The 25,345-nt window shown below is 68.1% G+C and carries 26 protein-coding genes; 16 read left to right on the top strand and 10 right to left on the bottom strand.

Features of this window, described 5'->3' with window-relative positions:
* Positions 1-3: 3 nt before the first annotated feature.
* Genes BXA00_RS19240 through BXA00_RS19220 form a run of 5 tightly spaced genes read left to right on the top strand, consistent with a single transcriptional unit; the run spans position 4 to position 4,584 of the window.
* Complete coding sequence (locus BXA00_RS19240; RefSeq protein WP_076520047.1) at positions 4-1,305, top strand: nitrous oxide reductase family maturation protein NosD; 1,302 nt, start codon at positions 4-6, stop codon at positions 1,303-1,305.
* On the top strand, positions 1,302-2,204 hold the full coding sequence (locus BXA00_RS19235; RefSeq protein WP_076520046.1) for an ABC transporter ATP-binding protein: 903 nt from the start codon (positions 1,302-1,304) through the stop codon (positions 2,202-2,204). The genes BXA00_RS19240 and BXA00_RS19235 overlap by 4 nt, the downstream gene beginning before the upstream one ends.
* Positions 2,201-3,031 (top strand): ABC transporter permease, encoded by an 831-nt coding sequence (locus tag BXA00_RS19230; protein WP_076520045.1) that lies wholly within the window; start codon positions 2,201-2,203, stop codon positions 3,029-3,031. Before BXA00_RS19235 ends, BXA00_RS19230 begins: the two co-directional genes overlap by 4 nt.
* The gene (locus BXA00_RS19225; RefSeq protein WP_076520044.1) at positions 3,028-3,528 is read left to right on the top strand and encodes a nitrous oxide reductase accessory protein NosL; all 501 of its coding nucleotides are present in this window, start codon (positions 3,028-3,030) and stop codon (positions 3,526-3,528) included. Before BXA00_RS19230 ends, BXA00_RS19225 begins: the two co-directional genes overlap by 4 nt.
* A gap of 57 nt (positions 3,529-3,585) precedes the next feature.
* A complete protein-coding gene (locus BXA00_RS19220) occupies positions 3,586-4,584 on the top strand; it encodes an FAD:protein FMN transferase (RefSeq protein WP_076520043.1) in 999 nt (332 codons plus the stop codon).
* Between the two features lie 64 nt (positions 4,585-4,648).
* On the opposite strand, the gene BXA00_RS19215 is transcribed toward BXA00_RS19220, so the two are convergent.
* Positions 4,649-5,434, bottom strand: a complete 786-nt coding sequence (locus BXA00_RS19215) for an inositol monophosphatase family protein (RefSeq protein WP_076520042.1) — start codon at positions 5,432-5,434, stop codon at positions 4,649-4,651.
* 129 nt (positions 5,435-5,563) lie between these two features.
* Between BXA00_RS19215 and BXA00_RS19210 the strand changes: the two genes are divergently transcribed.
* Entirely contained in the window at positions 5,564-6,340 is a 777-nt protein-coding gene (locus BXA00_RS19210; RefSeq protein WP_076520041.1) for an RNA methyltransferase, read from the top strand.
* A 110-nt stretch (positions 6,341-6,450) separates the two neighbouring features.
* Here BXA00_RS19210 and BXA00_RS19205 read toward each other — a convergent pair whose 3' ends face one another.
* Positions 6,451-7,440, bottom strand: coding sequence for a tripartite tricarboxylate transporter substrate binding protein (locus tag BXA00_RS19205; RefSeq protein WP_076520040.1), 990 nt, complete (start codon positions 7,438-7,440; stop codon positions 6,451-6,453).
* A 161-nt stretch (positions 7,441-7,601) separates the two neighbouring features.
* Here BXA00_RS19205 and BXA00_RS19200 point away from each other — a divergent pair, with 161 nt between their 5' ends.
* Positions 7,602-8,363 carry an IclR family transcriptional regulator gene (locus BXA00_RS19200; protein ID WP_076520039.1) on the top strand — a complete coding sequence of 254 codons (762 nt, stop codon included), beginning with the start codon at positions 7,602-7,604 and terminating at the stop codon, positions 8,361-8,363.
* A 106-nt stretch (positions 8,364-8,469) separates the two neighbouring features.
* Here the strand turns inward: BXA00_RS19200 and BXA00_RS19195 are convergent, their stop codons facing one another.
* The 5 genes from BXA00_RS19195 to BXA00_RS19175 form a co-directional block, all read right to left on the bottom strand.
* A complete protein-coding gene (locus BXA00_RS19195) occupies positions 8,470-9,306 on the bottom strand; it encodes a mechanosensitive ion channel family protein (protein WP_076520038.1) in 837 nt (278 codons plus the stop codon).
* 193 nt (positions 9,307-9,499) lie between these two features.
* Positions 9,500-10,609 (bottom strand): DUF1513 domain-containing protein, encoded by a 1,110-nt coding sequence (locus BXA00_RS19190; RefSeq protein WP_076520037.1) that lies wholly within the window; start codon positions 10,607-10,609, stop codon positions 9,500-9,502.
* Positions 10,599-11,687: an imelysin family protein gene (locus BXA00_RS19185; protein WP_076520036.1), complete on the bottom strand. Its 1,089-nt coding sequence runs from the start codon at positions 11,685-11,687 to the stop codon at positions 10,599-10,601. Before BXA00_RS19185 ends, BXA00_RS19190 begins: the two co-directional genes overlap by 11 nt.
* Positions 11,687-13,201 (bottom strand): di-heme oxidoredictase family protein, encoded by a 1,515-nt coding sequence (locus tag BXA00_RS19180; RefSeq protein ID WP_076520035.1) that lies wholly within the window; start codon positions 13,199-13,201, stop codon positions 11,687-11,689. The genes BXA00_RS19185 and BXA00_RS19180 overlap by 1 nt, the downstream gene beginning before the upstream one ends.
* Positions 13,198-14,496 carry an imelysin family protein gene (locus tag BXA00_RS19175; protein WP_076520034.1) on the bottom strand — a complete coding sequence of 433 codons (1,299 nt, stop codon included), beginning with the start codon at positions 14,494-14,496 and terminating at the stop codon, positions 13,198-13,200. The genes BXA00_RS19180 and BXA00_RS19175 overlap by 4 nt, the downstream gene beginning before the upstream one ends.
* 203 nt (positions 14,497-14,699) lie before the next feature.
* On the opposite strand from BXA00_RS19175, the gene BXA00_RS19170 reads away from it, so the two are divergent.
* The 3 genes from BXA00_RS19170 to BXA00_RS19160 all read left to right on the top strand — a co-directional run bounded on the left by BXA00_RS19170 (position 14,700) and on the right by BXA00_RS19160 (position 17,573).
* Positions 14,700-15,626, top strand: a complete 927-nt coding sequence (locus tag BXA00_RS19170; RefSeq protein ID WP_076520033.1) for a LysR family transcriptional regulator — start codon at positions 14,700-14,702, stop codon at positions 15,624-15,626.
* Between the two features lie 106 nt (positions 15,627-15,732).
* Complete coding sequence (locus tag BXA00_RS19165; RefSeq protein WP_076520032.1) at positions 15,733-16,533, top strand: class II aldolase/adducin family protein; 801 nt, start codon at positions 15,733-15,735, stop codon at positions 16,531-16,533.
* An 80-nt stretch (positions 16,534-16,613) separates the two neighbouring features.
* On the top strand, positions 16,614-17,573 hold the full coding sequence (locus tag BXA00_RS19160) for a tripartite tricarboxylate transporter substrate binding protein (RefSeq protein ID WP_076520031.1): 960 nt from the start codon (positions 16,614-16,616) through the stop codon (positions 17,571-17,573).
* A gap of 24 nt (positions 17,574-17,597) precedes the next feature.
* Here BXA00_RS19160 and BXA00_RS19155 read toward each other — a convergent pair whose 3' ends face one another.
* Both BXA00_RS19155 and BXA00_RS19150 read right to left on the bottom strand, forming a co-directional pair.
* Positions 17,598-18,266, bottom strand: coding sequence for a DUF4286 family protein (locus BXA00_RS19155; protein ID WP_076520030.1), 669 nt, complete (start codon positions 18,264-18,266; stop codon positions 17,598-17,600).
* A gap of 124 nt (positions 18,267-18,390) precedes the next feature.
* Positions 18,391-19,302 (bottom strand): LysR family transcriptional regulator, encoded by a 912-nt coding sequence (locus BXA00_RS19150; RefSeq protein WP_076520029.1) that lies wholly within the window; start codon positions 19,300-19,302, stop codon positions 18,391-18,393.
* A 264-nt stretch (positions 19,303-19,566) separates the two neighbouring features.
* Here BXA00_RS19150 and BXA00_RS19145 point away from each other — a divergent pair, with 264 nt between their 5' ends.
* The 6 genes from BXA00_RS19145 to BXA00_RS19120 are packed head-to-tail and all read left to right on the top strand — an operon-like array spanning position 19,567 to position 24,592.
* Positions 19,567-20,574: an ABC transporter substrate-binding protein gene (locus BXA00_RS19145; protein WP_076520028.1), complete on the top strand. Its 1,008-nt coding sequence runs from the start codon at positions 19,567-19,569 to the stop codon at positions 20,572-20,574.
* A gap of 2 nt (positions 20,575-20,576) precedes the next feature.
* Complete coding sequence (locus tag BXA00_RS19140; protein WP_083714290.1) at positions 20,577-21,425, top strand: ABC transporter permease; 849 nt, start codon at positions 20,577-20,579, stop codon at positions 21,423-21,425.
* Positions 21,426-22,247 carry an ABC transporter ATP-binding protein gene (locus BXA00_RS19135; RefSeq protein ID WP_076520026.1) on the top strand — a complete coding sequence of 274 codons (822 nt, stop codon included), beginning with the start codon at positions 21,426-21,428 and terminating at the stop codon, positions 22,245-22,247.
* A 28-nt stretch (positions 22,248-22,275) separates the two neighbouring features.
* Positions 22,276-22,458, top strand: a complete 183-nt coding sequence (locus BXA00_RS19130; protein WP_076520025.1) for a DUF4089 domain-containing protein — start codon at positions 22,276-22,278, stop codon at positions 22,456-22,458.
* Positions 22,455-23,843 (top strand): AtzE family amidohydrolase, encoded by a 1,389-nt coding sequence (locus tag BXA00_RS19125; protein ID WP_076520024.1) that lies wholly within the window; start codon positions 22,455-22,457, stop codon positions 23,841-23,843. Before BXA00_RS19130 ends, BXA00_RS19125 begins: the two co-directional genes overlap by 4 nt.
* Before the next feature lie 41 nt (positions 23,844-23,884).
* A complete protein-coding gene (locus BXA00_RS19120; protein ID WP_076520023.1) occupies positions 23,885-24,592 on the top strand; it encodes a GntR family transcriptional regulator in 708 nt (235 codons plus the stop codon).
* Positions 24,593-24,625: 33 nt separating this feature from the next.
* Here BXA00_RS19120 and BXA00_RS19115 read toward each other — a convergent pair whose 3' ends face one another.
* Positions 24,626-25,165, bottom strand: coding sequence for an antibiotic biosynthesis monooxygenase (locus tag BXA00_RS19115; RefSeq protein ID WP_076520022.1), 540 nt, complete (start codon positions 25,163-25,165; stop codon positions 24,626-24,628).
* Positions 25,166-25,345 lie beyond the last annotated feature (180 nt).

The raw sequence follows: 25,345 nt of genomic DNA, 5'->3' as shown, positions 1-25,345 counted from the left end.
TCCATGGCTGTCATCGCAACCTTGCGAAGCGCGGTGCGGGCCGCGGTTGGCCTCGTGCTGGCGGGCTTCGGGCCGGCCCTGCACGGGGCCGCCGCGGCGGCCACCATTGAAATCGAGGCGGGCGCGGATCTGGCGCAGGCCGTCGCCGCGGCGCAGCCCGGCGACACGCTGCGGCTGGCGCCGGGGTCCTACGCCGGCGCCATCGTCATCGACAAGCCCCTGACCCTGGAAGGACCGCGGGACCGCAGCGCCATCATCGAGGGCACGCGCAACGGACGCACGCTGTGGGTGCAGGCCGCCGACGTGGCGCTGCGCAACCTGACCGTCACGCGCTCAGGCCTGGACCTGCCCGCGATGGACGCGGGCATCTTCCTGGACCGTACGGCGCACCGCGCCGTGGTGGAACGCAACGACATCCTGGACAACCTGTTCGGCGTCTACGTGTGGGGCCCGCGGGACGCGCTGGTGCGCGGCAACCGCATCGTGGGCAACCAGGAGTTGCGCGTGGCGGAGCGCGGCAATGGCGTGTCCTTGTGGAATACGCCGGGCAGCGCGGTGGTCGACAACGACATCTCCGCCGGCCGCGACGGCATCTTCGTGAACACCAGCAAGCAGAACCGGTTCATCGGCAACCGGCTCCATGACCTGCGCTATGGCGTGCATTACATGTACACCAACGACAGCGAAATCAGCGGCAACGCGGCCACGCGCAACGACATCGGCTACGCCATCATGTATTCGCACCGGCTCGTCGTCACGGACAACGTGGCGCTGGACAACGTCGAACAGGGCCTGATGATGAACTACGCCAACAACTCGGACATCTCGGGCAATACCGTGGATGGCGCCGGCAAGTGCGTATTCATCTACAACGCCAACAAGAACCGCTTTGCGGACAACCATTTCTCCAACTGCGACATCGGCATCCACTTCACGGCGGGCTCCGAGGGAAACCGGATCTCCGGCAACGCGTTCATCAACAACCGCAACCAGGTCAAGTACGTGGGCACGCGCGTGCTGGAGTGGTCGGACGAGGGACGCGGCAACTACTGGAGCGACAACACGGCCTTCGACCTGGATGGCGACGGCATCGCCGACACGGCCTACCGCCCGAACGACGTGGTCGACCAATTGCTGTGGCGCGCCCCGGCGGCGCGCATCCTGCTCAACAGCCCGGCCATCTCGGTGGTGCGCTGGGCGCAGTCGCAGTTCCCCGCGATATTGCCGGGAGGCGTCATCGACAGCGCGCCGCTGATGAACCCCGCCCGGCAGAACGGCGCGAAACGCGCCGAGGTACTCCAATGAGCAATGCACTGGTAACGCTGTCCGGCGTCAGCAAACACTATGGCGCCCACCGCGCGGTCAGCGTCCTGGACCTGGACCTGCGCGAAGGCGAATGCGTGGCGCTGGCCGGTCACAACGGCGCGGGCAAGAGCACGCTGATCAAGCTGATCCTGGGCCTCATCCGTCCCACGCAGGGCCGCGTGATGCTGTTTGGGCACGACGCCCACAGCCCCGCGGCCGCCCGGCAGCGCGCGCGCATCGGCTACCTGCCCGAAACAGTGGCCCTGCACCCGGCCATGACCGGCGCCGAGACGCTGGCGTTCTACGCGCGGCTCAAGCGCCAGCCGCTGTCGCGCAATGCAGGGCTGCTTGAAAAAGTGGGCATATCCAGCGCCGCGCACCGGCGGGTCGGCGGGTACTCCAAGGGCATGCGCCAGCGGCTGGCGCTGGCGCAGGCGCTGCTGGGAGAACCCCGCATCCTCTTATTCGACGAGCCCACGACGGGCCTGGACCCCGCGTCGCGGCTGACGTTCTATGAAATCGTGCACGAGCTGCGCGCCAGCGGCGCGACCATCCTGCTCAGCACCCACGCTCTGTCGGAACTGGCCGGCCACGCCGACCGCATCGTGGTCATGAAGGCCGGCGTGAAGATCGCCGACGGCGCCATGTCGGCGCTGCGGCGGGATACCGGCCTGCCCATCCGCATCAGCGTGTCGCTCTGCCAACCGGGCGCTGCCGCCCCCTCCCCCGCGTGGCGGCCGGTCGAACCCGGCCGCTACGAACTGCTGTGCCACGAGGCGGACAAGGTGGACGCCATCCGCAGCATCGGGGCCATCGCCTCGCCCATCCGCGACCTGGACATCCAGGTGCCCGGCCTGGATGACATCTACGCCCACCTGCTTGAACGGGAGGACGCATGAACGCGGTAAGCACCATCATCGGCAAGGAAATCCGCGACGGCCTGCGCAACCGCTGGGTGCTGGCCACGTCGCTGCTGCTGGCCGCGCTGGCCCTGGCGCTGGGCTTGTTGGGCAGCGCGCCCACGGGCGCGGTCAAGGTCGACCCGCTGACCGTCACGGTGGTCAGCCTGTCCAGCCTGTCCATTTTCCTGGTGCCGCTCATTGCGATGCTGCTGGCGTACGACGCCATCGTCGGCGAGGTCGACCGCGGCACCATGGCGCTCCTGCTCAGCTACCCCGTGTCGCGCGGGCAGGTGATCATGGGCAAGTTCATCGGACACCTGGCCATCCTGGCGATCGCCACCGGCGCGGGCTACGGGTCGGCCGGCCTGGCGCTGCAATGGGTCTATGGCGGCATGGACGCCGGCGCCTGGCGGCCCTTCGCCATGCTGATCGGCGCCAGCGTGCTGCTGGGCGCAAGCTTCTTGGCGATGGGCTACCTCATCAGCACGCTGGTGCGCGAGCGCGCCACCGCGGCGGGCATCGCGCTGGGCGTGTGGCTGTTCTTCGTCGTCATCTACGACATGGGCCTCTTGGGCGTGCTGGCCGCCGACCAGGGGCGGCATGTGACGCCGGGCCTGCTCAATGCGTTGCTGCTCGCCAATCCGTCCGACGTGTACCGGCTGCTGAACCTGACCGGGTTCGAGAACATATCGATGTACTCGGGCATGGCCGGCGTCAGCGACCAGGCCCAGTTGCCGCTGCCGCTGCTGGTGGCGGCGCAATTGCTGTGGATCGCGGTGCCCTTCGGGCTGGCGGCCGTCTGCTTCCGGAGGAAACAGCTATGACCCCGCAACGCTTGGCAAGCCTGCTGGTCCTGGCGGTGGCGCTATCGGCCTGCGGCGGCGAGGACACCGCCGCGCCGCCGCCCGCGCCGCAGGCCGTCAGCGCCGACGCCGTTGGCCATTACTGCGGCATGACGCTGCAGGACCACGCCGGGCCCAAAGGCCAGATATTCGTGAAGGGACGCGCCGCGCCCGTGTGGTTCTCGTCCATCAAGCAGGTGTTCGCCTACACGCTGCTGCCGGAAGAACCCAAGGGACTGGCCGCCATCTACGTCAACGACATGGCTGCCGCGGGCCCCGACGGCGCCGCCGATCTGCGGGTCTGGGTGGAGGCGCGTCTGGCCTTCTACGTGATCGGTTCGAGCTTCGTCGGCGGCATGGGCGCCGAAGACGCCATGCCGTTCTCGGACCCGGCCCAGGCGCAGGCCTTTGCCCAGACCCACGGCGGCCGCGTCGTGCGCTTTGCCGACGTGCCCGAGGACTACGTTTTCGCGCAGTAGGGCCATCGGCCTTCGCCGCGCCCATTGCGCCTTTCCCATCTTCCGATCGATAACGCCATGACCCATCCCAACCGCCGCCGCTTCATCGGCATCGTCGCCGCGTCCTCCGTGCTGGCGCTCGCCCCTTCCCTGCTGCGCCGCGCGCACGCCGCCATCGCGCCCACGCGCTGGCAGGGCGTGGCGCTGGGCGCGGACGCGGAACTGCGCCTGTACCATCCGGACCGCCGGGCCGCCGAACAGCTCATCGACCGGGCGCTGCGAGAGCTGCGCCGGCTCGAGGGCGTGTTCAGCCTGTACCGCGAGGACAGCGCGCTGTCCATCCTGAACCGCCAGGGGTTCCTGGCCGCCCCGCCCGCCGATCTGGTGCGGCTCCTGAGCGAAAGCCGGCACTACGCCGAGGTCACGGACGGACTCTTCGACCCGTCCGTGCAACCGCTGTGGCGCGTGTACGCCGACCACTTCGCACAGCCCGGCGCATCGCCAGACGGCCCCGCGCCGGCCGACGTGGCGCGCGCGCTGGCGCATGTGTCGTACCGGAACATCGACGTCGATCCGCAGCGCATCCGGCTGCGGCCCGGCATGGCCTTGACGCTCAACGGCATTGCGCAGGGCTACATCACCGACCGCGTGACGGACCTGCTGCGCAGCGCCGGCCTGGAGCGGGCGCTGGTCGACCTGGGCGAAATTCGCGGCCTGGACGCGTCGGCCCGTGCCGAGGGTTGGCGGGTCGGCCTGGCGGACCCCCTGTCGCCGGACCGGATCCTGGCGCAGGTGCCGGTCAGCAACCAGGCGCTGGCCACGTCCGGCGGCTACGGCACGCCGCTGGACGCCGCGGGACGCCATTCGCATCTCTTCGACCCGCACAGCGGCCGCGCGAGCCCGCGCTATCGAAGCGTGTCGGTCATGGCATCCACGGCGACCGCGGCCGATGCGCTGTCCACCGCATTCTCGAACATGCCGCTGGCGCGCATCGAGACGCTCGTGCGCGCGCTGGGCGTGCGCGCCTGGATGGTGCTGCCGGATGGGAAACTGATCGCGCAGGGCGGCGGCGCCTGAGGGCAACTGCCACTATCAAAAAAAAACCGGCCTCGCGGCCGGTTCTTGCATTGCGTGGCGCCGATCAGGCCGCGGACGGCGGATTCAGCGTGGCGAGCATCTGCGTAAAGATCTTCGGGCTGGCGGCCAGCACGTTGCCGCTGTCCATCCAGCCTTGCTCGCCGTCGAAGTCGGCAACCAGGCCGCCGGCTTCCAGGACCATCAGGCTGCCCGCCGCCAGATCCCAGGGCTTGAGGCCCACGCCGCAGAAGCCGTCGAGGCGGCCGGTGGCCACGTAGGCCAGGTCCAGCACGGTGGAGCCCAGGCGGCGCACGCCGGTGGCGCCTTCGGCCATCTGGCGGAAACGCTGCGAGCCGGTTTCGGGATCGCCGGCGTTGGGCCAGTGGGCACCCAGCAGCGCGTCATGGTAGCGGGTGCGGCCCGAGACGCGCACGCGGCGGTCGTTCAGGAAGGTGCCGCTGCCGCGGCTGGCGGTGAAGAGTTCGTTGCGCGAGGGGTCGTAAATGACGGCCTGCGTGACCTGTCCCCGCTGCGTCAGCGCGATCGACACGGCGTAGTTGGGCAGGCCGTGGATGAAGTTCGTGGTGCCGTCCAGCGGATCGATGATCCACTGGAATTCGGCCTGGTCGGGACCCTGCAGTCCGAATTCCTCGCCCAGCACGGCATGGTCCGGATAGGCGGCATGCAGCGTTTCGACGATGGACTCCTCGGCGGCGCGATCGACTTCCGTGACATAATCGCGCGGCCCCTTGCGTGCCACGCTGAGTCGTTCCAAATCCATGCTGGCACGGTTGATAATGGTGCCGGCACGCCGGGCCGCCTTGATGGCGATATTGAGCATCGGGTGCATAAAATTCCGTACGTATGCGATGAGTTGGCTTGATGGTAGGCCGCTTGCCGCCCCCCGGCGCGCCGTCGCCCCCACGGGGAAATCGACCCAAAAAACCAGGAAGGCACGAAGCCAAACGTGCCATTTTAAATGACTCAAGCATTTTCACGTGTTCGCTTCGTAATGGTGAACCCCAGCCACCCCGGAAACGTCGGTTCCGCGGCCCGCGCGATCAAGACGATGGGCTTCTCGGAACTGGTCCTGGTGGAGCCCAAATTCGCGGATGTAACAACCCAGCCGGAGGCGGTGGCGCTGGCCAGCGGCGCGCTGGACGTGCTGGAGAACGCCCGGATCTACCCGACGCTGGAAGAAGCGCTGGCGCCGGTCACCCTGGCCTTCGCGCTGACCGCGCGAGTCCGGGACCTGGGTCCTCCGCCCTGCGACATCCGCCAGGCGGCCGACCTGGCCTGCGAGCACCTGGCCGGCACTGCCGAAGGCGTGGCCGCGGTGGTGCTGGGCACCGAGCGCGCGGGGCTCACGAACGCCCAGATCGCGCTGTGCCACCGCATCTGCCATATCCCCGCCAACCCCGAGTACAGCTCGCTGAACGTCGCCCAGGCGCTGCAATTGGCCGCCTGGGAGGTGCGTTATGCGCTGCTGGCGGATGCCGGGGCCGAATTGCTGCCCAGGTCCACCGCGCAGGAACCCGCGCGCGGAGCGGCGCCGGCCTCCAGCGAGGCGGTCCAGGCGTTTCTCGCGCACTGGGAAGAAGCGCTGGTCGGGGTGCAATTCCTGGATCCGGCCCACCCCAAAAAGCTGATGCCGCGCATGCGGCACCTGTATTCCCGGCTGTCGCTGACGCGCGACGAAGTGGACATGATGCGCGGCGTCTGCACGGCGATGCTGAACGCGGCCAAGAAGAAATAAGAAATAGCAAGCCAGGAGCGGCCGGCGCACAAATAAAAAGGGACAGGCAAATATGCCCGTCCCTTTGTACTAAACCGTGCCGCCGGTGTTTCACCCGGCAGCGGCGTGTATCAGTCCACCTTGGCGCCCGAGGCCTTGACCACGGGGGCCCAGCCATCGACTTCCGACTTGATGAACTGGCCGAATTCGGCCGGCGTCGTCTTCACGCCCACGGCGCCCAGCTTTTCATAGCTGGTCTTGACGGCAGGATTGTCCAGCGCCTTCTGCATGGCGGCGTTGAGCTTGGTGATCACTTCCGGGGGCGTGCCGGCGGGAGCCAGCAGGCCGAACCAGGAGGACACGTCGAAGCCCTCAAAGCCCGATTCCTGCATCGTGGGCAGGTCAGGCGCGCTCGTGGAGCGTTCCTTGGTGGTCACAGCCAGGGCGCGCAGCTTGCCCGATTGGGCATGCGGCCATGCGGACGGCATGTTGTCGAACATGAACTGCACCTGGCCGCCGATCAGGTCGGTCATGGCCGGGGCGCTGCCCTTGTAGGGCACGTGCAGCACGTCGATGCCCGCCTTCATCTTGAACAGCTCGCCCGCCATGTGGATGGAGGTGCCGCTGCCCGACGAGGCGAAAGCCAGCTTGCCCGGGTTCTTCTTGGCGTAGTCCACCAGTTCCTTCACGGACTTGACGGGAACCTGGGGATTGACGACCAGGATGTTCGGCACCTTGGCGCCCAGGGCGACAGGCGCGAAGTCCTTGGTCAGGTCGAACGAAACGTTCTTGTACAGCGTCTGGTTGATCGCGCTGGTGACGGCCACGAACAGCAGCGTGTAGCCGTCGGGCGCGGCGCGCTGGACGTAATCGGTGGCGATGTTGCTGCCGGCGCCCGGCTTGTTCTCGACCACGAAAGATTGGCCCAGGGTCTCGGTGAGTTCCTTGGCCATGATGCGGGCGATCACGTCCGTGGTGCCGCCAGCCGAGAAACCGACCACGATACGGACGGGCTTGTCGGGATAGGCTGCGTGGGCGGAACCCATTGCAAATGCGCTTGCGGCGGTGGCCAGAAGGGTGGCGGCGATACGCCGCAGGCCAGGCTTTTGACCTGTAGTCATAGAGTCTCCGTGCAGGTACTGTCCATTAAATGGACGATTTGAATTATTGGATGGACGCATTCTGCGCTATACACGCGGTTTGCATCAAGGTAGAGTCCACCCTACGGACGATGGTTTTCCCTTGTCCGTTCCTTGATAACCCTTAGTTTTCAGAGATTTGCATGCAAGACAGCGACACCGCGGCCGCGGGCCCACGCACGTTGCGGCGCGGTCTGGCGGTTCTGGCCGCCCTGCGAGACCAGGGGCCGGACGGCCTGAGCGTGACGGACATTGCCCGCCTGACGGGCATACAGCGTCCGACCATCTACCGCCTGCTGGCCGCCCTGCTCGATGCGGGCCTGGTGCTGCCGGTGGCGGGCACCAAGAAATATCGCGCCCAGCTTGCCGTCGATCCGGACACGCGTTCGCGCGATCCGCGCGTGCGGCAGCTCCTGCCCGTGCTGCGCCGCCTGGCCGACCGCACCGGGGACGCCGTGTTCCTGGTGGTGCGCGACGAGGACGATTCGATCAGCCTGCATCGCGAGATCGGCAGCTATCCCGTGCAAATCCTCGCCACCTACGCCGGCAAGCGCCAGCCGCTGGGCGTGGGCTCGGGCGGCATGGCGTTGCTGGCCGCGCTGCCCGACGACCTGGCGCGCGGCATCGTCGAGCGCAACTCGGGCAGGCTGGACGAATACGGCGGCATGACGCCGCAGGAGATGTTCCGCCTGATTGAAAACACCCGCGCGCGCGGCTATTCCGTGGTGGGCAACCACGCGGTGCGCGGCGCGCTGGGCGTGGGCTGCGCGCTGCTGGACGCGCATGGCGCACCGCTGCTGGCGGTCAGCGTCACCGCCATCATCGACCGCATGCCCGCGCAGCGACAGCGCGAGATCGCGGGCTGGATCAAATCGGAACTGGCCCGGCTGGCCACGCCGGCCTGATTGCCGGATTGCCGGCAGGCTTCGCGGCGCGCACGCCGCGCGGCGAAGACGCAAGAAAATGGGCGCCGTAGCGCCCATTTTCGTGGCCATCGCGATGACGCCGCGATCAGCTTGCGGCCGCGCCGGCCTTGGGATTCTGGATCTCGCGCAGCGGAATCGGCGCCTGGAAACCGGCCTCTTCGAGCGAGCGGCGGATCTCCTGGTACAGGTCCCAGCGCAGGTCCCAGTACTTGCTCGACTCGGCCCACACGCGCACGTTCACCGTGACGCCGTTTTCCTTGTAATCGAATACCTTCACCTGCGGCGCCGGATCCTTCAAGGCATCGGGACGCGCATCCACGATTTGTTGCAGCTTCTTGACCACCGCGTCCAGGTCGTCGCCATAGCGGACCGGCACGGGGATGTCCAGGCGCCGCGTCTTGTTGCGGCTGTAGTTGGTGATGGTGGCGTTCCACACCGTGCTGTTGGGCAGCGTGAGATGGATGCCATCGCCCTGGATCAGGCGGGTCAGGAACAGGCCCACTTCCTCGACCGTGCCATCGGCGCCCGAGCTGAGCGCGATGTATTCACCCGCCCGGATGGGACGCAGGATCAGCAGCATGATGCCGGCGGCGATGTTCTGCAGCGTGCCCTGCAACGCCAGGCCGACGGCAAGGCCGGCTGCGCCCAGCACCGCGATCAGGCTCGCCGTCTGCACCCCGAACCGCGCCAGCACGGCGATCACGGTGAAGATGCGCACCGCCCAGATCACCGTCGTGGCGAACATGGGCACGATGGTGGGATCGATCTTGGGGGACCGCGTGGCGGCCCGGCGGACCCAGCCGCCCAGCAGCGACGACACCCACCAGCCGATGCCCAGTATCAACAGGGCGACGAGCAGATTGATGCCCATATCCATCAGCCTGGGCGCCCAGACATAGAACTCTTTTACGGCCTCATCCATGGAACCTCCTACAAAAAAACGACGACGACTGTATCAGAAGCGGCCTGCGCGAAGGGGCGCGGCGCGCGGCTGGAATGTCAGGCTTTGTAAGGAGATGGCGCCCGGCACTCACGCAGCATAGGCCCTGCGGTGCCGGCTGGCAAAACGGTCGGCGCCACGCGGCGCATTGCGCGCATTGCGCGCATTACGCGCATTACGCCGGCACGATGCGAAAGTGGTTGTCCCACGACACGTCGCGCGAGGGCGGCAGCACCGGCTGTTCGGCGCCTTGCGCATCGGTGCGAAGCATCGCGCCCAGGCCGCTGCTGACCAGAAAGCCGCCTTGCGGAGCGGGCGCGACGCCGCAGCCGTCGGCGAGCGCCGTGACGCCCAGGCATTTGCCGCTGGCCGCGTCCCAGTAGATCACCTGACCGCCCACGGGGCTGGAGGTGGCGACTATCCCGCCCGCGGCGTCGACCGCCACCGATCCGACATAGTTGCGCATGTTGCGCAGCGTCTCGCTGGGCGCGTCGAACAGTTCCAGCGCGGCGCCGCGGCGGTGCCGCCCGACCAGCGCGGGACGGTCGGCCGCCGGTCCCATGTACTGGCAGCCGAACCACACCGCGCCGTCCGCCGCCACGGCCAGATGCCGGATCGACAGCCGATGCAGCGCGGGCGCAAGTTCGACCTTTTCCAGCAGGTCCCCGGTCTTTGCGTCGATATAGGCGAGAGACGGCCGCATGGTGTCCAGATTGAGTTCCAGCTTGCCGTAGTCGGGATGCGTCAGGATGCCGCCATTGGCCACGCACAGCGTCCTGCCGTCGGGCATCAACACGACTTCGTGCGGTCCGATGCCGCCGCAATCGAATTCCCCCACACGGCGGTAGCCGCCGCCGGGCGTCGCGTCGTACAGGCCCAGCACGCCGCGTCCCGCCTCGAAGTCGTTCTCCGTGGCGGCCAGCAGGCGGCCGCCCTGCACATAGGCGCCGTGGCCAAAGAAATGCCTGTCCTCGGGCAGCGGCAAGGCCACGGGCTCGCCGCCTGCCAGCGAAAAGCCCAGCGCGAAGAAACCCGGCTGGCGGCCGAAGACGACCGCGCGCTGCGCGGCTGAGTCGATCGCGAAACTATGGCCGCGCGCCGGCATGGGGATGGCCAGGCGATCCTGGCCGGTCTCGTCCAGCAGCACCGCTTCGTCGCGCCCGCCGCGCTTGCGCGCGGCCAGGTACAACGGTCCGCCCCCGGCCGCAAACGCGGCGCGGGCCGCGGCCGCGGACAGGCCCGCCGCCGCAGCCAGGGCCAGGAAGCGGCGCCGGTCAATCGCCATCGAGCGCATTGAAGCCGATGGTGACGCCCAGGGCGGGCGCCAGGTTCTCGTCGACGATGGCCTTGGCGTTCTTGATGGTCAGGGACGCCAGGACCAGCAAGCGGCGGCCTTCGTCGCTGGCCAGCGCCTGTTCCAGCGGAACAGGCACGGCGCGCAGCGCCTGCGCGGCGCTGGTCAATTCCCCGCGCACCGACGCATCCATCCACGCCTCGCCCGCGGGCAAGGGATAGCCGCCGGCGGCATAGAACGCCTTGAGCGCATCCAGATTGGCCGCCAGCAGGCTCGTCGACAGTCCGCTGCGCCAGAACGCCGCGCGCTTGGGCCGCGCGGCCTGCGGTGAGTCGCCCAGCACTGGCTCGATCTTGACGTCGCGCGCGAACTGCAGGCCGGTGGACAAGGCCTTCATGGCTTCGGCCGCCACCTCTTGCGGGTCCCGGTACAGGTCGTTGCCCGGCTGGGGCCGCGCGAACTGCCGGCCGAACTCGCCCTGCGCGCTCCAGGCCTGCCCCACGTCGCGCGAGATCGACGCCACGTTGGCCGACACCGCGCGGGCGTAGCCGCAGGCGTAGGAGAAGCCGGGCGCGCCGGTCTGCTTGAGCAGGTCCGGCTCGCCGTACAACACATATTCCAAGGCGGGCAGCCCCTGCACCGCCACGCTGCGCCCGGCCAGGGCGCCGGGCTTGAGCAACGCGTCGTCCTTGGCGGCGATCAGCGCCTGCACCTGACGGGGCATCACCCCGCGCGTGTCCGGCCAGAACGCCAGCCGCTCGAAGCGGTTGGCCTGCACCAGCGGGCCGAAGCGCAGGATCTCGACGCCCGACCACGCGTGCGCCAGCGCCGCGAAAGCGTCGCCGACACGCGTGGCCCCGGCCGCATCGGGCGCGGCGCACCAGCCGCCCAGTGCGCTTTCCAGCGCGGCGGCGGCGTCCGTCATCTTCGCCACGGCGGGCCGGGCGTAGTCGCGCGCCAGGCGTTCGCCCAGGTCGGCGGGCAAGGCCGCCTGCGCGGCGAGCGGCGCCGCCAGGATCACCACCGTGGCCGCGGCGCGCGTAAACAGAAGGCGGATGGAATGCGCCATCACAGGGACTCCAGAAAACGGATCAGGTCCGCCCGCTCGTCGGGCGTCATGTCCACGACGCGGTCGCGCGCGGGCTTGGCCGCGCCGCCATGCCACAGCACGGCCTCCAGCAGCGTGCGGGCGCGCCCGTCATGCAGCCAGGTCGCGTTGGGATTGACGGTCTTGGTCAGGCCGATGCCCCACAGCGGCGGCGTGCGCCATTCGCGGCCCGTGGCCATGCCGTCGCTCACGCCATCGGCCAGGTCTTCGCCCATGTCGTGTACCAGCATGTCGGTATAGGGCCAGATGAGCTGGAAGCGGTGTTCCGGCTGCCTGGCGTTGCGGCTGGTCACGTATTTGGGCACGTGGCAGGCCACGCAATTGGCTTCGTAGAAGAGCTTCTTGCCCGCCAGCACGCGCGCGTCGTCCGCGTCGCGCCGCTGCGGCACGGCCAGGTTGGTCGAATAGGTGGTGACGAAGTCCATCAGCTTGGCCGGCACTTCCTCCGGCCCGAAGCGCGGCTGCGCGCCATGCGGCATGTCCAGACACTGCGCCTGCGCGGCCGTGCATTCGCCCGAATGCCTGGGGAAGAGCGGCGTGGACAGGCCCATGTCGTTGGAGAACGCCGCGGCGCTCTGCTGCTCGACCGTCGGTTGCCCGGCCTTCAGATTGAATCGCCCCAGCACGCGCTTGCCGGTGCGCGCGTCGGTGACCCAGTTGGCCTTGCCGACGATGCCGTCGCGCTTGTCGGCCCCCACGTTGGCCAGGATGTCGGACTCGTGGATCGATTCCAGCAGGCCCAGGCCGATCATCGGCGGCGCGAGCCGCGGCGAAATCTGGGTGTCCGCGCGCATGGGCCCGTAGCCCGGGTTTTCGATCCGGTAGGTGGGTTTCATCAGCGTCGCGGTCTCGCCGCCGCGCAGGGCCACGGGCACAGGCTCGTACTCGATCTCCATGCGCCCTTCCGCCGGCAGCCCGGCCACCGCGAAGTTCTGGAGCTGCAAGCCATAGACGGGCTCGGGCAGCGCCGCGATCTCATCGGCGCCCAGCTTGGGATGGCCGCGGTCGGGCCCCTCGGGGACGGCCAGCCGCAGCAGCAGCGCCACGGCGTCGGTGCGTTCCAGCGGATCGAACCCGGGCACCGTGCCGCGGCCGTCCTTGGTGTGACAGGCCTGACAGGAGCGCGCGTTGAAGAGCGGCCCCAGTCCGTCCGATGCCTGCGTGGACGCGGGCGCGGAGACCCAGTCCTTGCGGAACAGGCCGTTGCCGACCTGGAACTCCTGGCGCCGTTCAAAGCTCATGTTGGCCGACGGCTGCGAAAAGATGTCGGCGTTGATGAGCTTGGTGGTGGTGGCGGCCCCGGCCTGCATGATCTCGAACGACTCGGTCTTCGAGAAATCCCGGGTGGGAGCGGTGATGGCGGTGACGCGCTGGCGGTCTTCGGGCGTCAGGTCGTCACGCCCGCCAGGGGCGGCGGGCTCGGCGGCGGCGGCGTGGGCCGACGCCGCCAGTACGGCGGCTAATACGAGTTTCACTTGAATACGGCGTCAGGTTTGTCCAGGCTGTCGGAACCTTCGATCGCGACCTTGCCCAGGTCCAGCAGCGTGATCACGCGCTCCAGGCTGCGGGTCTGCGCGACCAGGCTGTCGATGGCCGCCTGCACCACCGCATTGCCCTCCTTGTTGCCGTCCGCGATCATCTGGTCATAGGTCTCGACCGTTTCGGCGCGCGTCTTCATGGCCTGCATGGCGGCGACCGTGGCGTCCAGCTTGGCGCGCACCTCGGCGTCCAGCTTCGGATCGCGGGCCTTGACCAGGTCCGACAGGCTCGCGCCCGACACCGTCTTGCCGTCGATGCGCGTGTACGAGCCCAGGTAGACGTTGCGGATGCCGATCTGGTCGTAGTAGTGCGAGTTGTGCGTGTTGTCCGAGAAGCAATCGTGCTCTTCCTCGGGATCGTGCAGCATCAGGCCCAGCTTCATGCGCTCGCCCGCCAGTTCGCCGTACGACAGGCTGCCCAGCCCGGTCAGCATAGCGATCAGGCCGGCCTTGGGGTCTTCTTCCACGGACTTGCGCGCCGCGCCGTCCTTCTTCCAGTTGCCCACCATTTCCTCCAGGTCGGTCACCAGCAGATCGGTCACGGCCTTCAGGAATTCGATGCGGCGTTCGCAATGGCCGCCGGTGCACTGCTTGGGGTCGAAGTCCGTGTGCGGACGGTTGCCCGAATGCCGCTCCTGCGGCGTGCCCTTGCGGTCCGCGGGCGCGGCGCCGGTGCCGTTCAGGTCCTGGCCCCACAGCAGGAATTCGATGGCGTGATAGCCGGTGGCCACGTTGGCTTCGTTGCCATCGGCCTCGTGCAGCATCTCGGACAGCAGTTCGGGCGTGATCTTGCTGACGTCCACCGTCTTGCCGCCCACCGAGATCTTGGAATTGGCAATGACGTTGACCGCGTAGAACGCGTTCTGGTCGTTCTCGGTGCCGTAGGAAGCATCGACGTAGTCGATCAGGCCTTCGTCCAGCGGCCATGCGTTCACGCGGCCTTCCCAGTCATCGACGATGGGGTTGCCGAAGCGCCAGGCCTCGGTCTGCTGGTAGGGCACGCGCGCCACGATCCATGCCTCGCGCGCGGCCTTCAACGTGGCGGCGCTGGGCTTTGCGATCAGCGCATCAATGGCCTCGCGCAGCGTCTTGGCAGCCTTCAGCGAATCCTCGTACCCGGCCAGCGCCAGATCAGAATAGGTGGCGACGACGGCCTTGGGTTCGACGGCGGCGTGCGCCGTTCCGCCAAATACCGCGGTGGCCAGCACCGCACCCAAAAGCAACTTGCGCATCGACTTTCTCCCGTAATGCGGACGGCCCGCCCCCGTGGCGGGCCGTTCCGGCTTGGCTTTGTTTGTGGATGCGAGTGTAAACAATTTTCGTTTGATGTTCAGGCAGGATTCAGATAGCTGACGTTCTTTTGAACGGAAAAAGTATGCTGCGGCAAGTCAGGTACGCCCTGCCGCCCTCCCCTCATTGCCTGGAAGCCCGCCTCATGGAACTGCGCCAACTCCGTTACTTCGTCCGCGTCGCGGAACTGGGCAGCATCGGCCGCGCCGCGCGCGATCTGGGCGTGGTCGCATCGGCGCTGAGCCAGCAGATCAGCCGGCTGGAAAGCGAACTGGCCACGCGGCTGCTGACGCGCAGCCCCACCGGCGTGACCACCACGCCCGCCGGCGCGGCCTTTTTGCGCCAGGCCCAGTTGACGCTGCGGCACGCGGAAAGCGCCGTGGCGGCCGCGCGCGAGGCGCGGCTGGCCGGAACGGTGAGCGTCGGCTTCGCGCCCACCACCGCCTCGCTCCTGGCCCGCCCCTTCTACGCGGCCATGACGGAACGCTATCCGAACGTGCGCCTGCATCTGGTCGAGGGCCTGTCCGGCAACCTGGGCGACCTGCTGAACGCCCGGCGGCTGGACCTGGCGGTGCTGTTCCAGAACGACAGCGCGCAGGGCCGCAGCGTGGTGCCCGTGCTGGACGAACGGCTGTTCCTGCTGGCCCCGCGCGGCATGATCGAACAATCGGATGGCGAACCCGTCGGCATGGCCGATCTGGCGGGCCTGCCGCTGGCCGTTACCAGCAAGGCGCACGGGCTGCGCGCCTGGGTCGAGGCGGCCTTCGAGCGGGCCGGCATCGAACCCTGGATCGGCGTCGAGGTGGACGGCCTGACCACGTTGATGGACCTGGTGCAGGCCCATCGCATCGCCACGATCCAGCCGGGCGCGGCCGTCGCGCGGGTCGAGACCGGTGTGCTCAGCATGCACCCCATCGACGACCCCTATCTCTTTCGCCGCAACCAGATCTATTGCATCAGCGACGACGAGCTGTCGCCCGCCGCCCTGGCGGCGCGCGTGGTGCTCCGCGATGCCATGCGCGGATTGGTCCGGCACGGCGGCTGGCCCGGCGCCACCCTTCTCGATTCGTGATGCCCCCATCCGCCCGGGATGCCTAGGCGGTCGGATTTTCTGAAGATAGATTGACCCTCATCAAGTCGCCGCATGGTGCGGCGGCGATCTACCTTCACGAAATCCGATGACAACTTCCACGCCACGTCCAGGTCGCCTGGGCATTTCCTCCATGCGGCCGCATTGTTCCGACGCGGAATGGCAGGCCCGGGTGGACCTTGCGGCCTGTTATCGCCTGGTCGAGCTCTACGGCATGGCCGACATGATGGCCAACCATATCTCGGCCCGCGTGCCCGGCGAGGACAACGCCTTTCTCATCAATCCGTACGGCATGATGTACGAGGAGATCACGGCGTCCAGCCTGATCAAGGTCGACGTGGACGGCACCATCCTGTCCAAGCCCGATTTCGGCGAACTGGACTACGGCATCAACAAGGCCGGCTACGTGATCCACAGCGCCGTGCATGCCCACCGGCACGAGGTGGATTGCGTCATCCACACGCACAGCTGGGCCTCGATGGCGGTGTCCTCGCTGGAATGCGGCCTGCTGCCGCTGACGCAGACGGCGATGCGCTTTCTGAAGATCGGCTATCACGACTACCAGGGCGTGGTGCTGGGCGTGGAGGAACAGGCCTCCCTGCTCGCCGACCTGGGCCAGGGCGAGGCCCTGATCCTGCGCAACCACGGCGCGCTGACCGTGGGCCGCACCGTGGGCGAGGCCTTCAACTGGATGCATCGCCTGGAACTGGCCTGCCGCTCGCAACTGGCGGCCATGGCGACGGGCGCCCGCCTGCAGGACGTGCCCCAGCCGGTCCTGGAGGCTACCTGGAACAACTACCAGCCCGGGACCCGCCGCCCGTATGGCGTCATGGAGTGGCCCGCGCTGCTGCGCAAGCTGGACCGGATCGATCCCGGCTTCCGCGACTGAATCCCCCCGATTTCGAACGCGCCAGCCGGCGTGGCGGCACGGCGCCCCATCACACGACAACAACCACGCGAGGAGACATCATGAATACTGCCCAAGCCTTGCTCGCTTGCGCGGCGCTGGCGGGCGCCTGTATCGCCCCGCCTGCCCGCGCCGCCGACTATCCCGACCGGCCGGTCAAGGTCATCGTGGCCTTCTCGCCCGGCGGCACCACGGATACGCTCACGCGCAGCGTCACGAACACGCTGACGCAGAAGCTGGGCCAGCCCTTCGTGGTGGAGAACAAGCCCGGCGCCGGCGGCAATATCGGCACCGAATACGTGGTGCGCGCCGCGCCCGACGGCCACACGCTGATCGTGAACTCCGTCGGTCCCATCGCCGTCAATCCTTCCCTGAACAAGCTGCCCTATGACCCGCTGACCGATCTGGTGCCCATGGTGCAGATCGCCACGGTGCCGAACGTGCTGGTGGTTCCGCCGTCCTCGCCCGCCAAGGACATCCAGGGCTTTCTGAAATACGTCAAGACGGCGCGCAACCTGAACTACAGCTCCACGGGCGTGGGCACGTCCTCGCACCTGTCCAGCTACATGCTGATGGACGAGCTGAAGGTGAACGCCACGCACGTGCCCTACAAAGGCGCGGACGCGGTCAACGACCTGCTGGCCGGCCGCATCGATTTCATGTTTGCGACCATCCCGTCGGTGATCGGGCACATCCGGGCCGGCAAGCTGCGCGCGCTGGCGGTCAGCACCGCGCAGCGATCCGCCACCCTGCCCGAACTGCCGACCATCGCCGAGTCCGGCTATCCGGGTTTCGACGCCGGTTCGTGGTTCGGCTTCTTCGCGCCCAAAGGCACGCCGCAACAGGTGGTGGACCTCGTCAACCGCGAGGTCAACGCCACCCTGCCCGCGCTGAACGCGCAGATGCTGCGCGAGGGCGCCGAGCCGGTCGGCGGCACGCCGGCCCAGTTCGCCTCCTTTATCAAGGGCGAGCACGACAAATGGGCAGTGCTGGTGAAGAAGTTCGACCCGCAGGCGCAGTGACCGCTGGACCGCGCCTGGCGCGGCCTAGCCCAGCGCCGAGGCCTCCAGCGCCCACCCCAGCTCGTAAAGCCAGGCCGACGCCGGATCGGCGTCGAAGGCGGCCGCAGCCCCTGCCCGCAGGGCCTGCGCAGCCGCCCGCGTGCTGGCCTCGACCACGAACATCGGCGTCAGCGCGCGGCCCTCGGAGGATTCGCGCGGCAGCGGGGTGCTGAGCGCCGCATCCGGCACCAGCAGGAACGACCGCACGAAACCGTCCACCGCCTGCAGTTCGGCCCCGGCGTTGCGCGCCCTGGCCAGCGGCGCGCCGGCGCAACTGGCCGGCAGGGGCAGCACCACGAGCTGGCTGCCGGTGCCCATGCCGGTCACGGCTTCCACCGCGCACACGCGGCGCATCGGATCCCGCATGCGGTCCAGGTTGGTCACGGACCATGCCGTCTGGCGTTCGAATGCGGCGCGGTAGGCAACCGTACCGAACGCCGCCAGCGACTGCGTGCGGTACAGGCCCAGATACTTGCGCCCGCCCTGCACCGACATGTAGCGCGCGCCCGACAGGAAGCCGGGGATGCGCACGCGTTCCTCGATGTGCTCGCGGTCGTACCAGCGGTTGAAGTCGGGCTCATCGGCGGGGTCCACGTCGGTCGCGACGAAAAGCATTCCATTGGTGGCGGACGGGAACACGGGATCGAATGTCATGGGGCAAGAATGGTCGGGATGGCGGAAGGCCCCATCTTCGGCCGCCGTCCCGCCGGCGACAAATCAATAATTCTTGGGCCAGCCAACAGAATTACTGAAAGCCGCCCCCGGGATAACACCGTTGCTAGTGCGCGGAGCCCATGTCCGGCGCCACGACCGCGGCGGTGAACCGATCCGATGCGCGACAGGCCAGTTCAGCCACCAGCCGGATGGCGTCCGAACCGCCGCTTTCCAGATAGCTCACGACCAATAGCTGCGGCGGCACGGGCAGGTCGCTGCGGACCACCTGGATCTCGCCGCGCGCGACATACTCGTAGATGGGCGGCAGCGGCACCAGCGCATGGCCGAAGCCGCTGCGCACCAGCCGCGCCAGCGCCGAGATCGAGCTGACGAAGTGCACCTTGCCCTGCGGCATGCCGACTTCGCGGTACAGGGCCTTGAGCGCCTCGTGCGGCTGCGAACCCGGACTCATGGTGAGCACCGGCTCGCTGAGCAGTTCGTGCGTGGTCATGGCGTCCTCGCCGCCCGCCGGGCCGACCCAGCCCATGTCCATCGGCAGGCACGGCATGCTGATGATGCCCGTGTCGTTCAGCACGTCGGTCTGGAACGCGATGTCCAGCGTGCCTTCGCGCAACCCGCGGTGCAGGGCGCGCGTGGTCTCGGAGGTGAGCTGGACTTCGATGCCCGGATACGTGGACCGCAGATTGGTCAGAAAACCGATCAACCAGGTATGCACGACGGTTTCGATGGCGCCGATCCGCACCAGCCCCGCGACCTCGTCGCCACGCTTGCCCAGCGACAGGATCTGCTGGCGGATCTCGAGCAGGCGCTCGCCGTAGTCCAGGAGGCGCGTGCCGACGGCGGTGAGCTTCAGTTCCTTGGCATCGCGCTCGAACAGGCGCGCGCCGATATCTTCTTCCAGCGATGCGATGCGGTTCGCCACGGCCGCCTGCGTGATGTGCAGGCGGTCGCTGGCCGCCCGGAAACTGCCCAGGCGGGCGGACCACAGAAAGGCTTCGACAAAGCGCGTGTTCATGGGCAGATGCTAACGCCATACGGGACGGGAAGGGACCGGGGGGACCGGCGCGGCGGCGGGATGGGCGGCGCAGCCCCCCGCCCTGTCCCCTTATCTGGTGCGCCATGCACCAAGATGGTTCACGAGTAGCACCAGCCTGAGGCCCTCCGGGCGCGTCCCCCGGGGAACCCCGCACTGCACAAAAGCTGGCACGGGGTTTGCTTGATGACTGGTATGCAAGCTTGTCTACAAGCGCACCCCACTCAAGCCGACCAGGAGCCTCACATGATTCATCGCAACGCGCCCTACGCCTTCAACGCCACCCGCCGCCGCCTGATCCAGGGCGCCGCCATGGGGGCCGCGACGCTCGCCGCCCCGGCGCTGGTGCGTGCGCAATCGGGCCCGGTCATCCGGATCGGCTTCTGGCCCGTCGCGGCCGGCCTGCCCTTTTACGCCGCCGTCGAAAAAGGCTATTTCAAGGAAGCCGGCCTGAACGTCGAGCCGCTCAAGTTCGCCGGTGCGCAGCAGGTCATGGAAGCCATGCTGGCCGGTCGCGCCGACGGCAGCGCCAACGGCACGGGCTCGGCCAACCTGGCCATCGGCGAAATCGCCTCGCCCGGCCTGTTCAAGATTTTTGCGTCCAACCCCAGCAACGTTAAGAACGTGCTGGATGAGTTCATCGTCGCGAAAGACAGTCCCATCAAATCCATCGCAGACCTCAAGGGGAAAAAGGTCGGTTCTGGTCCCGGCATCCAGAATTCCACGCTGGCCAAGGCAGTACTGGAGCGCGCCGGCGCAACCGGAGCAACCGTGGTCGAGTTGGCGATCAGCCAGCACGTCGCCGCGGTTGCCGCCGGCCAGTTGGATGCATGCTACACGCTGGAACCCACGGGCACCGTCGGCCGCCTGAACGGCACGACTCGCGTGCTGGAGACCGGCGTCATCGCCAAGTACGTGCTGGGCGATCCCATGGCGCCGTGGTTCGGCGGCTCGGCGTCCCTCACCACCGCATTCCTGAAGAAGCACCCCGAGGAAAGCAAGAAATTCATCGCCGCCTATGCGCGCGGCATCGAACTGATCCGCACCAAGCCCGCCGAGGCCCGCCCCTTCCTGAAGGGCTACACCGCCATCGAAGGGCCGATGACCGAGGAAGTGCCGCTGGCCGCCTACACGCTGCATAACGAGTTCACGCCAAGCGACGTGCAGTACTTCCAGAAGTTCTTCGACCTCTTCACCGACAAGGGCGTCTTCGCGCAAAAGGTCGACGTCTCGACCATGCTTTACAAGGGCTGACCATGACCGTATCCACGGCAACGGGCGCCGCGCCCGCCTCCTCCCCGGCCTCCCCGGCCGCCCCGCCGCAGGCGGGGATGTCCAAGCCGCCGCGCAAGTTCGACGCCTCGCGCCTGCTGCCGCTCGTCGGCCCGCTCGCGCTCTTCGTGGTGTGGGACCTGGTGGTCCGCCTGCAACTGGTCAGCCCCGTGCTGCTGCCCACCCCCAGCGCCACCATCGTGGCGCTGGTCAAGGGCATGGCCGGCGGCGCGCTGCTGGGCGACTTCCTGTCCTCGCTGAACCGCACCGTGCAGGCCTTCCTGATCGCCGGCATCATCGGCGTGCCGCTGGGCGTGCTGCTGGGCAGCAACGAAAAGGCCTACCGCAGCGTGGAGTTCCTGGTGGACTTCTTCCGGTCCACGCCCTCTTCCGCGCTGATCCCGCTGTTCCTGATGATCTTCGGCGTGACCGACATGAACAAGATCGCCATCGCCGCCTTCGCGGCCGTGCTGGTGATCCTGTTCAACAGCGCCTACGGCGTCATCAACGCCCGCAAGCAGCGCGTGATGGCGGCGCGCGTCATGGGCGCCTCGCGCTGGCAGATCTTCAAGGACGTGCTGATCTGGGAAAGCCTGCAGCCCACCTTCGTCGGCCTGCGCAGCGGCGTGTCGATGGCGCTGGTCATCGTGATCGTGGCCGAGATGTTCATCGGCTCGGACAGCGGCCTGGGCAATCGCATCATCAATTCGCAGCAGGTGCTGAACGTGCGCGAGATGTACGCCTCCATCCTGGCCGCCGGCGCGCTGGGCTATGTGCTCAACATTCTCTTTCTCGTGCTGGAAAAGCGCGTGGTTCATTGGAGCGGCCGATAAATGTCCACCGTCATCAATCCCGTCATCGCCCCCACGCCGGCCGCCGCGCCGTTCCAGCCCGGCCCGCTGGGCACGCACATCACGATCCGCGGCCTGACCAAGTATTTCGCCGGCTGGCCGCTGTATGAAGACTTCAACCTGGACATCCCCAAGGGCAAGATCGTCTCGGTCTTCGGGCCCAACGGCTGCGGCAAGTCCACGCTGATCAACATGATCGCGGGCCTCATCCCCATCGATTCCGGCGAGATCCTGTTCGACGGCAAGTCGCTGGCGCAGACCAAGATCGGCTACGTGTTCCAGAACTACCGCGAAGCCATGTTCCCGTGGTTGCGCACCATCGACAACATCGCCTATCCCTTGCGGCTGGAAGGCCGCAGCAAGGCCGAGGTGGACGCCCGGGTCGAGGAACTGGTCGCCTCGTTCGACGTGAAGTTCGACCTCAAGCGCTATCCCTATGAACTGTCGGGCGGACAGCAGCAGACCGCATCCATCATGCGCGCGCTGGCCCCGGGACCCGAAGTGCTTTTCCTGGACGAGCCCTTTTCCGCCCTGGATTTCGAGATGACGCTGTTCATCCGCGAAAAGCTGCAGGAGGTCTTCATGCAGACCGGCACCACCATGCTGCTGGTCTCGCATGACCTGGAAGAAGCCGTGTACCTGGCCGACCAGGTGCTGCTGCTGACCAAGCGCCCCACGCGCGTCGCCGAGATCCTCGACTACACCGACGCGCGGCCGCGCACGGTCGACACGCTGTCCGAACCCAGCTTCATCCAGATGAAGAAACTGAGCCTGGAAATCTTCCAGCGCGAAGTGCGCAAGTAATCCAACGCCGCCCACGGGAGCATCCGCCATGACACAGGAAACCATCGACCAATACGTGCGCAGCGCGCTGGCGCTGTCGGGGTATGCCTTGCGCGATTCCGCCACCGAGCAGGTCGTGCAGCAGTTCTCGCGCATCCACGACATCGCGGCGTCCTTCGCGGACGAGCCGCTGCCGGTGGAACTCGAATCCGCTTCGGTGTTCCGTCCGTGAGCGGCCCCGCCCACGACATCGCCCGCCAGGTCCGCAGCGGCGAACGCAGCGCCACCGCGGTGCTGGACGCCACGCTGGCCCGCGTGCGCGAGCGCGACCCCCGCTACAACTGCTTCACCGCCATCACGGAAAGCCGCGCGCGGCAGGAGGCCTCGGCCATCGATGCGCGCCGGGCACGTGGCGAACCGCTGCCGCCGCTGGCGGGCGTTCCCTATGCGGTGAAAAACCTGTTCGACATCGCCGACGAGGTCACGCTGTCGGGCGGACGCGTCAATGCGTCCAACCCGCCGGCGCGCGGCGACGCGCGGCTGGTGGAGCGGATGCGCGACGCCGGCGCGGTGCTGATCGGCGCGCTCAACATGGATGAGCATGCCTACGGCTTCACCACCGAGAACACGCATTACGGCGCCTGCCGCAACCCGCACGACACGTCGCGCATCGCGGGCGGGTCGTCGGGCGGCAGCGCCGCCGCCGTGGCGGGCGGGCTCGTGCCGCTGACGCTGGGTTCGGACACGAACGGCTCGATCCGCGTGCCCGCCTCGCTGTGCGGCGTCTTCGGACTGAAGCCCACCTTTGGCCGCCTGCCGCGCACGGGCTCCTATCCGTTCGTGGGCAGCCTGGATCATCTGGGTCCGTTCGCGGCCAGCGCCAGCGACCTGGCCGCGGCCTACGACACCCTGCAGGGCCCCGACCCGGCAGACGTGGCGTGCGCGCAGCATTCGACCGAGCCTGCCCTGGCGGGCCTCGCCGAGGGCGTGGGCAACCTGCGCATCGCGGTGCTGGGCGGCTACTTTTCTGAATGGGCGAGCCCGCAGGCGCGCCGCGCCGTGGAGATTGCCGCGCGCGCCCTGGGCGCCGTCGACGTGGTCGAGATGCCGGCCGCGGCGCAGGCCCGCGCGGCCGCCTTCATCATCACCGCGGCCGAAGGCGGGGCCTTGCATCGCCGCCGGCTCGTCACGCACTACGACTACTACGAGCCGCACTCGCGCGACCGCCTGGTGGCGGGCAGCCTGGTGCCCGCGGCCTGGGTGCAGCAGGCGCAGCGCGTGCGCCACCGCGCCTACCTCGAGGCGCTGGCCCTCTTTGACCAGTACGACGTGCTCATCGCCCCCGCCACCCCCGTCAGCGCCACGCCGATCGGCGCGGACTGGCTGACCCTGGCGGGCAAGCAGTTGCCGGCCCGCGCCAGCATGGGCGTGCTGACGCAGCCCATTTCGGCCATCGGCCTGCCCGTCTGCACCGCGCCGACGTGGCCCGAACTGGACGAGGACGGCCACCTGCCGCTGGGGGTGCAACTGATAGCCGCGCCCTGGCGCGAGTCCGCCTGCCTGCGCGCCGCCTACGCGCTGGAACAGGCCGGCGCGGCGCGTGTCCGGCCGGTCTGATCCCCTCAACAGTACCCATCGCAACGCCTGGAGGTCCAGACATGGAATCCGCTTTTGCCGCCATCGACATGCCGCGCACGCTGGCCGACTCCGCGTACAGTTCGCTCAAGCGCGACATCCTGGACTTCCGGCTGGCCCCGGGCGACCGGTTCACCGAGACCGAGATCGCGGACCGGCTGCAGGTCAGCCGCACGCCCGTGCGCGAAGCCCTGTTCCGTCTGGAGCGCGAGGGCTACCTGGAGGTGCGGCAACGCAACGGATGGCTGGTCAAACCGCTGGATTTCGAGACGCTGGACCACTTCTATGAACTGCGCAGCGTGCTGGAATTGGCGGCGGTGCACGCGCTGTGCGCCCCCGACCCCTCGCCCGGTCCGCAGCACGCCTTGCGCTCGCTCGCGCAGACGTGGCTGGTGGACGAAAGCGAGCGGTCCAACGATTGCGAATGGCTGGCGGACCTGGACGAACGCTTTCACGTCGATCTGGTGGCGGCCGCGGGCAACCCCGAGATCGCCCGCGTGCACCGCGCCGCCACCGAGCGCATCCGCATCGTGCGCCGCCTGGACTTCACGCAGCCGGACCGCATCCGCACGACGTATGAAGAGCATGGCGCCATCCTGTCCGCGCTGCTGGCGCGCGACGCGGACGGCGCGGCCCGGCTGCTGCGGGCGCATATCCAGGATAGCCAGGATGCCGTGCGCAAGATCACGCTGCACCGGCTGTACGCCACGCGCCGCGCCAAGGCCGCGTAGCGGCGGCCGCGCGCCGCGCGGGGCCGCCCGGCCCTAGCCGGCGCGCAGCCAGCGCTGCAGCAGGCGAGAGATGACAGGGATGCAGACAAACACCATGATGGGCGTCAGGATCACGCTGGTGATCAGCACGCGCCAGAAAACCGGCAGGATGCTCAAGTGCTCGCTGACCAGGATCGAAAACACCAGCAGCACCGGAAAATAGGCCAGCCAGATGCTGACCGCCTGCTTCCAGCGTGGCGGCGTGCTGGCCTTGGGCGCGAACCAGCCTTCCGTGCCGCTCACGCGGTGTTCGCGGCTCGCGCGCACCAGGGTGGCTCCGCGTTCCAGCCACATGCGGCGCGGCAGCGAATTTTCCCAGCGGTTCAGGCTGGCCTCGTCGGTAAACCGCAGCACGATCTGGTATTCGTCGCCGCCCTCGGGCGGCTGCAGCACGCCCGACCCCAGAAAACCGGGGAAGCCCGCCGCCAGGATTTCGCCCTGGCGCATCCAGGACAGGAAATCGCTATAGCGCTCGGGCGCGATGTGCCGCGTCACCAGCATGGTGACCGGAACGGAAATGGCGGAACTGGACATGGCGGAACTCCTGGGGCAGCGTGCAGCGTGTTATGCATGGTTAACCCTAGCAAGCCGTGTGCCAGCTTTGCAGCGCAACATCTCCCTCTGGAGAGTCATGCCGCGCCGGCGACGCGACAGAAATTGCGCACCGCAACACACCCCATATTGGTGATTACCCCTACATGACGCACCAACCTG

Source organism: Achromobacter sp. MFA1 R4 (assembly GCF_900156745.1).
Taxonomy (GTDB): domain Bacteria; phylum Pseudomonadota; class Gammaproteobacteria; order Burkholderiales; family Burkholderiaceae_B; genus Achromobacter.
The sequence above is the reverse complement of the archived record's forward strand: the minus strand, read 5'-3'. Positions and strand labels throughout refer to the sequence as shown.

What these genes read in the sequence shown, in the direction of transcription:
- BXA00_RS19240 (WP_076520047.1), top strand. Translation starts at nt 4, where the DNA reads ATGGCTGTCATCGCAACCTTGCGAAGCGCGGTGCGGGCCGCGGTTGGC.
- BXA00_RS19115 (WP_076520022.1), bottom strand. Translation starts at nt 25,165, where the DNA reads ATGTCCAGTTCCGCCATTTCCGTTCCGGTCACCATGCTGGTGACGCGG.
- BXA00_RS19190 (WP_076520037.1), bottom strand. Translation starts at nt 10,609, where the DNA reads ATGGCGATTGACCGGCGCCGCTTCCTGGCCCTGGCTGCGGCGGCGGGC.
- BXA00_RS19170 (WP_076520033.1), top strand. Translation starts at nt 14,700, where the DNA reads ATGGAACTGCGCCAACTCCGTTACTTCGTCCGCGTCGCGGAACTGGGC.
- BXA00_RS19130 (WP_076520025.1), top strand. Translation starts at nt 22,276, where the DNA reads ATGACACAGGAAACCATCGACCAATACGTGCGCAGCGCGCTGGCGCTG.
- BXA00_RS19225 (WP_076520044.1), top strand. Translation starts at nt 3,028, where the DNA reads ATGACCCCGCAACGCTTGGCAAGCCTGCTGGTCCTGGCGGTGGCGCTA.
- BXA00_RS19150 (WP_076520029.1), bottom strand. Translation starts at nt 19,302, where the DNA reads ATGAACACGCGCTTTGTCGAAGCCTTTCTGTGGTCCGCCCGCCTGGGC.
- BXA00_RS19210 (WP_076520041.1), top strand. Translation starts at nt 5,564, where the DNA reads ATGACTCAAGCATTTTCACGTGTTCGCTTCGTAATGGTGAACCCCAGC.
- BXA00_RS19185 (WP_076520036.1), bottom strand. Translation starts at nt 11,687, where the DNA reads ATGGCGCATTCCATCCGCCTTCTGTTTACGCGCGCCGCGGCCACGGTG.
- BXA00_RS19175 (WP_076520034.1), bottom strand. Translation starts at nt 14,496, where the DNA reads ATGCGCAAGTTGCTTTTGGGTGCGGTGCTGGCCACCGCGGTATTTGGC.
- BXA00_RS19165 (WP_076520032.1), top strand. Translation starts at nt 15,733, where the DNA reads ATGACAACTTCCACGCCACGTCCAGGTCGCCTGGGCATTTCCTCCATG.
- BXA00_RS19120 (WP_076520023.1), top strand. Translation starts at nt 23,885, where the DNA reads ATGGAATCCGCTTTTGCCGCCATCGACATGCCGCGCACGCTGGCCGAC.
- BXA00_RS19135 (WP_076520026.1), top strand. Translation starts at nt 21,426, where the DNA reads ATGTCCACCGTCATCAATCCCGTCATCGCCCCCACGCCGGCCGCCGCG.
- BXA00_RS19145 (WP_076520028.1), top strand. Translation starts at nt 19,567, where the DNA reads ATGATTCATCGCAACGCGCCCTACGCCTTCAACGCCACCCGCCGCCGC.
- BXA00_RS19220 (WP_076520043.1), top strand. Translation starts at nt 3,586, where the DNA reads ATGACCCATCCCAACCGCCGCCGCTTCATCGGCATCGTCGCCGCGTCC.
- BXA00_RS19230 (WP_076520045.1), top strand. Translation starts at nt 2,201, where the DNA reads ATGAACGCGGTAAGCACCATCATCGGCAAGGAAATCCGCGACGGCCTG.
- BXA00_RS19200 (WP_076520039.1), top strand. Translation starts at nt 7,602, where the DNA reads ATGCAAGACAGCGACACCGCGGCCGCGGGCCCACGCACGTTGCGGCGC.
- BXA00_RS19160 (WP_076520031.1), top strand. Translation starts at nt 16,614, where the DNA reads ATGAATACTGCCCAAGCCTTGCTCGCTTGCGCGGCGCTGGCGGGCGCC.
- BXA00_RS19140 (WP_083714290.1), top strand. Translation starts at nt 20,577, where the DNA reads ATGACCGTATCCACGGCAACGGGCGCCGCGCCCGCCTCCTCCCCGGCC.
- BXA00_RS19215 (WP_076520042.1), bottom strand. Translation starts at nt 5,434, where the DNA reads ATGCACCCGATGCTCAATATCGCCATCAAGGCGGCCCGGCGTGCCGGC.
- BXA00_RS19155 (WP_076520030.1), bottom strand. Translation starts at nt 18,266, where the DNA reads ATGACATTCGATCCCGTGTTCCCGTCCGCCACCAATGGAATGCTTTTC.
- BXA00_RS19205 (WP_076520040.1), bottom strand. Translation starts at nt 7,440, where the DNA reads ATGACTACAGGTCAAAAGCCTGGCCTGCGGCGTATCGCCGCCACCCTT.
- BXA00_RS19195 (WP_076520038.1), bottom strand. Translation starts at nt 9,306, where the DNA reads ATGGATGAGGCCGTAAAAGAGTTCTATGTCTGGGCGCCCAGGCTGATG.
- BXA00_RS19235 (WP_076520046.1), top strand. Translation starts at nt 1,302, where the DNA reads ATGAGCAATGCACTGGTAACGCTGTCCGGCGTCAGCAAACACTATGGC.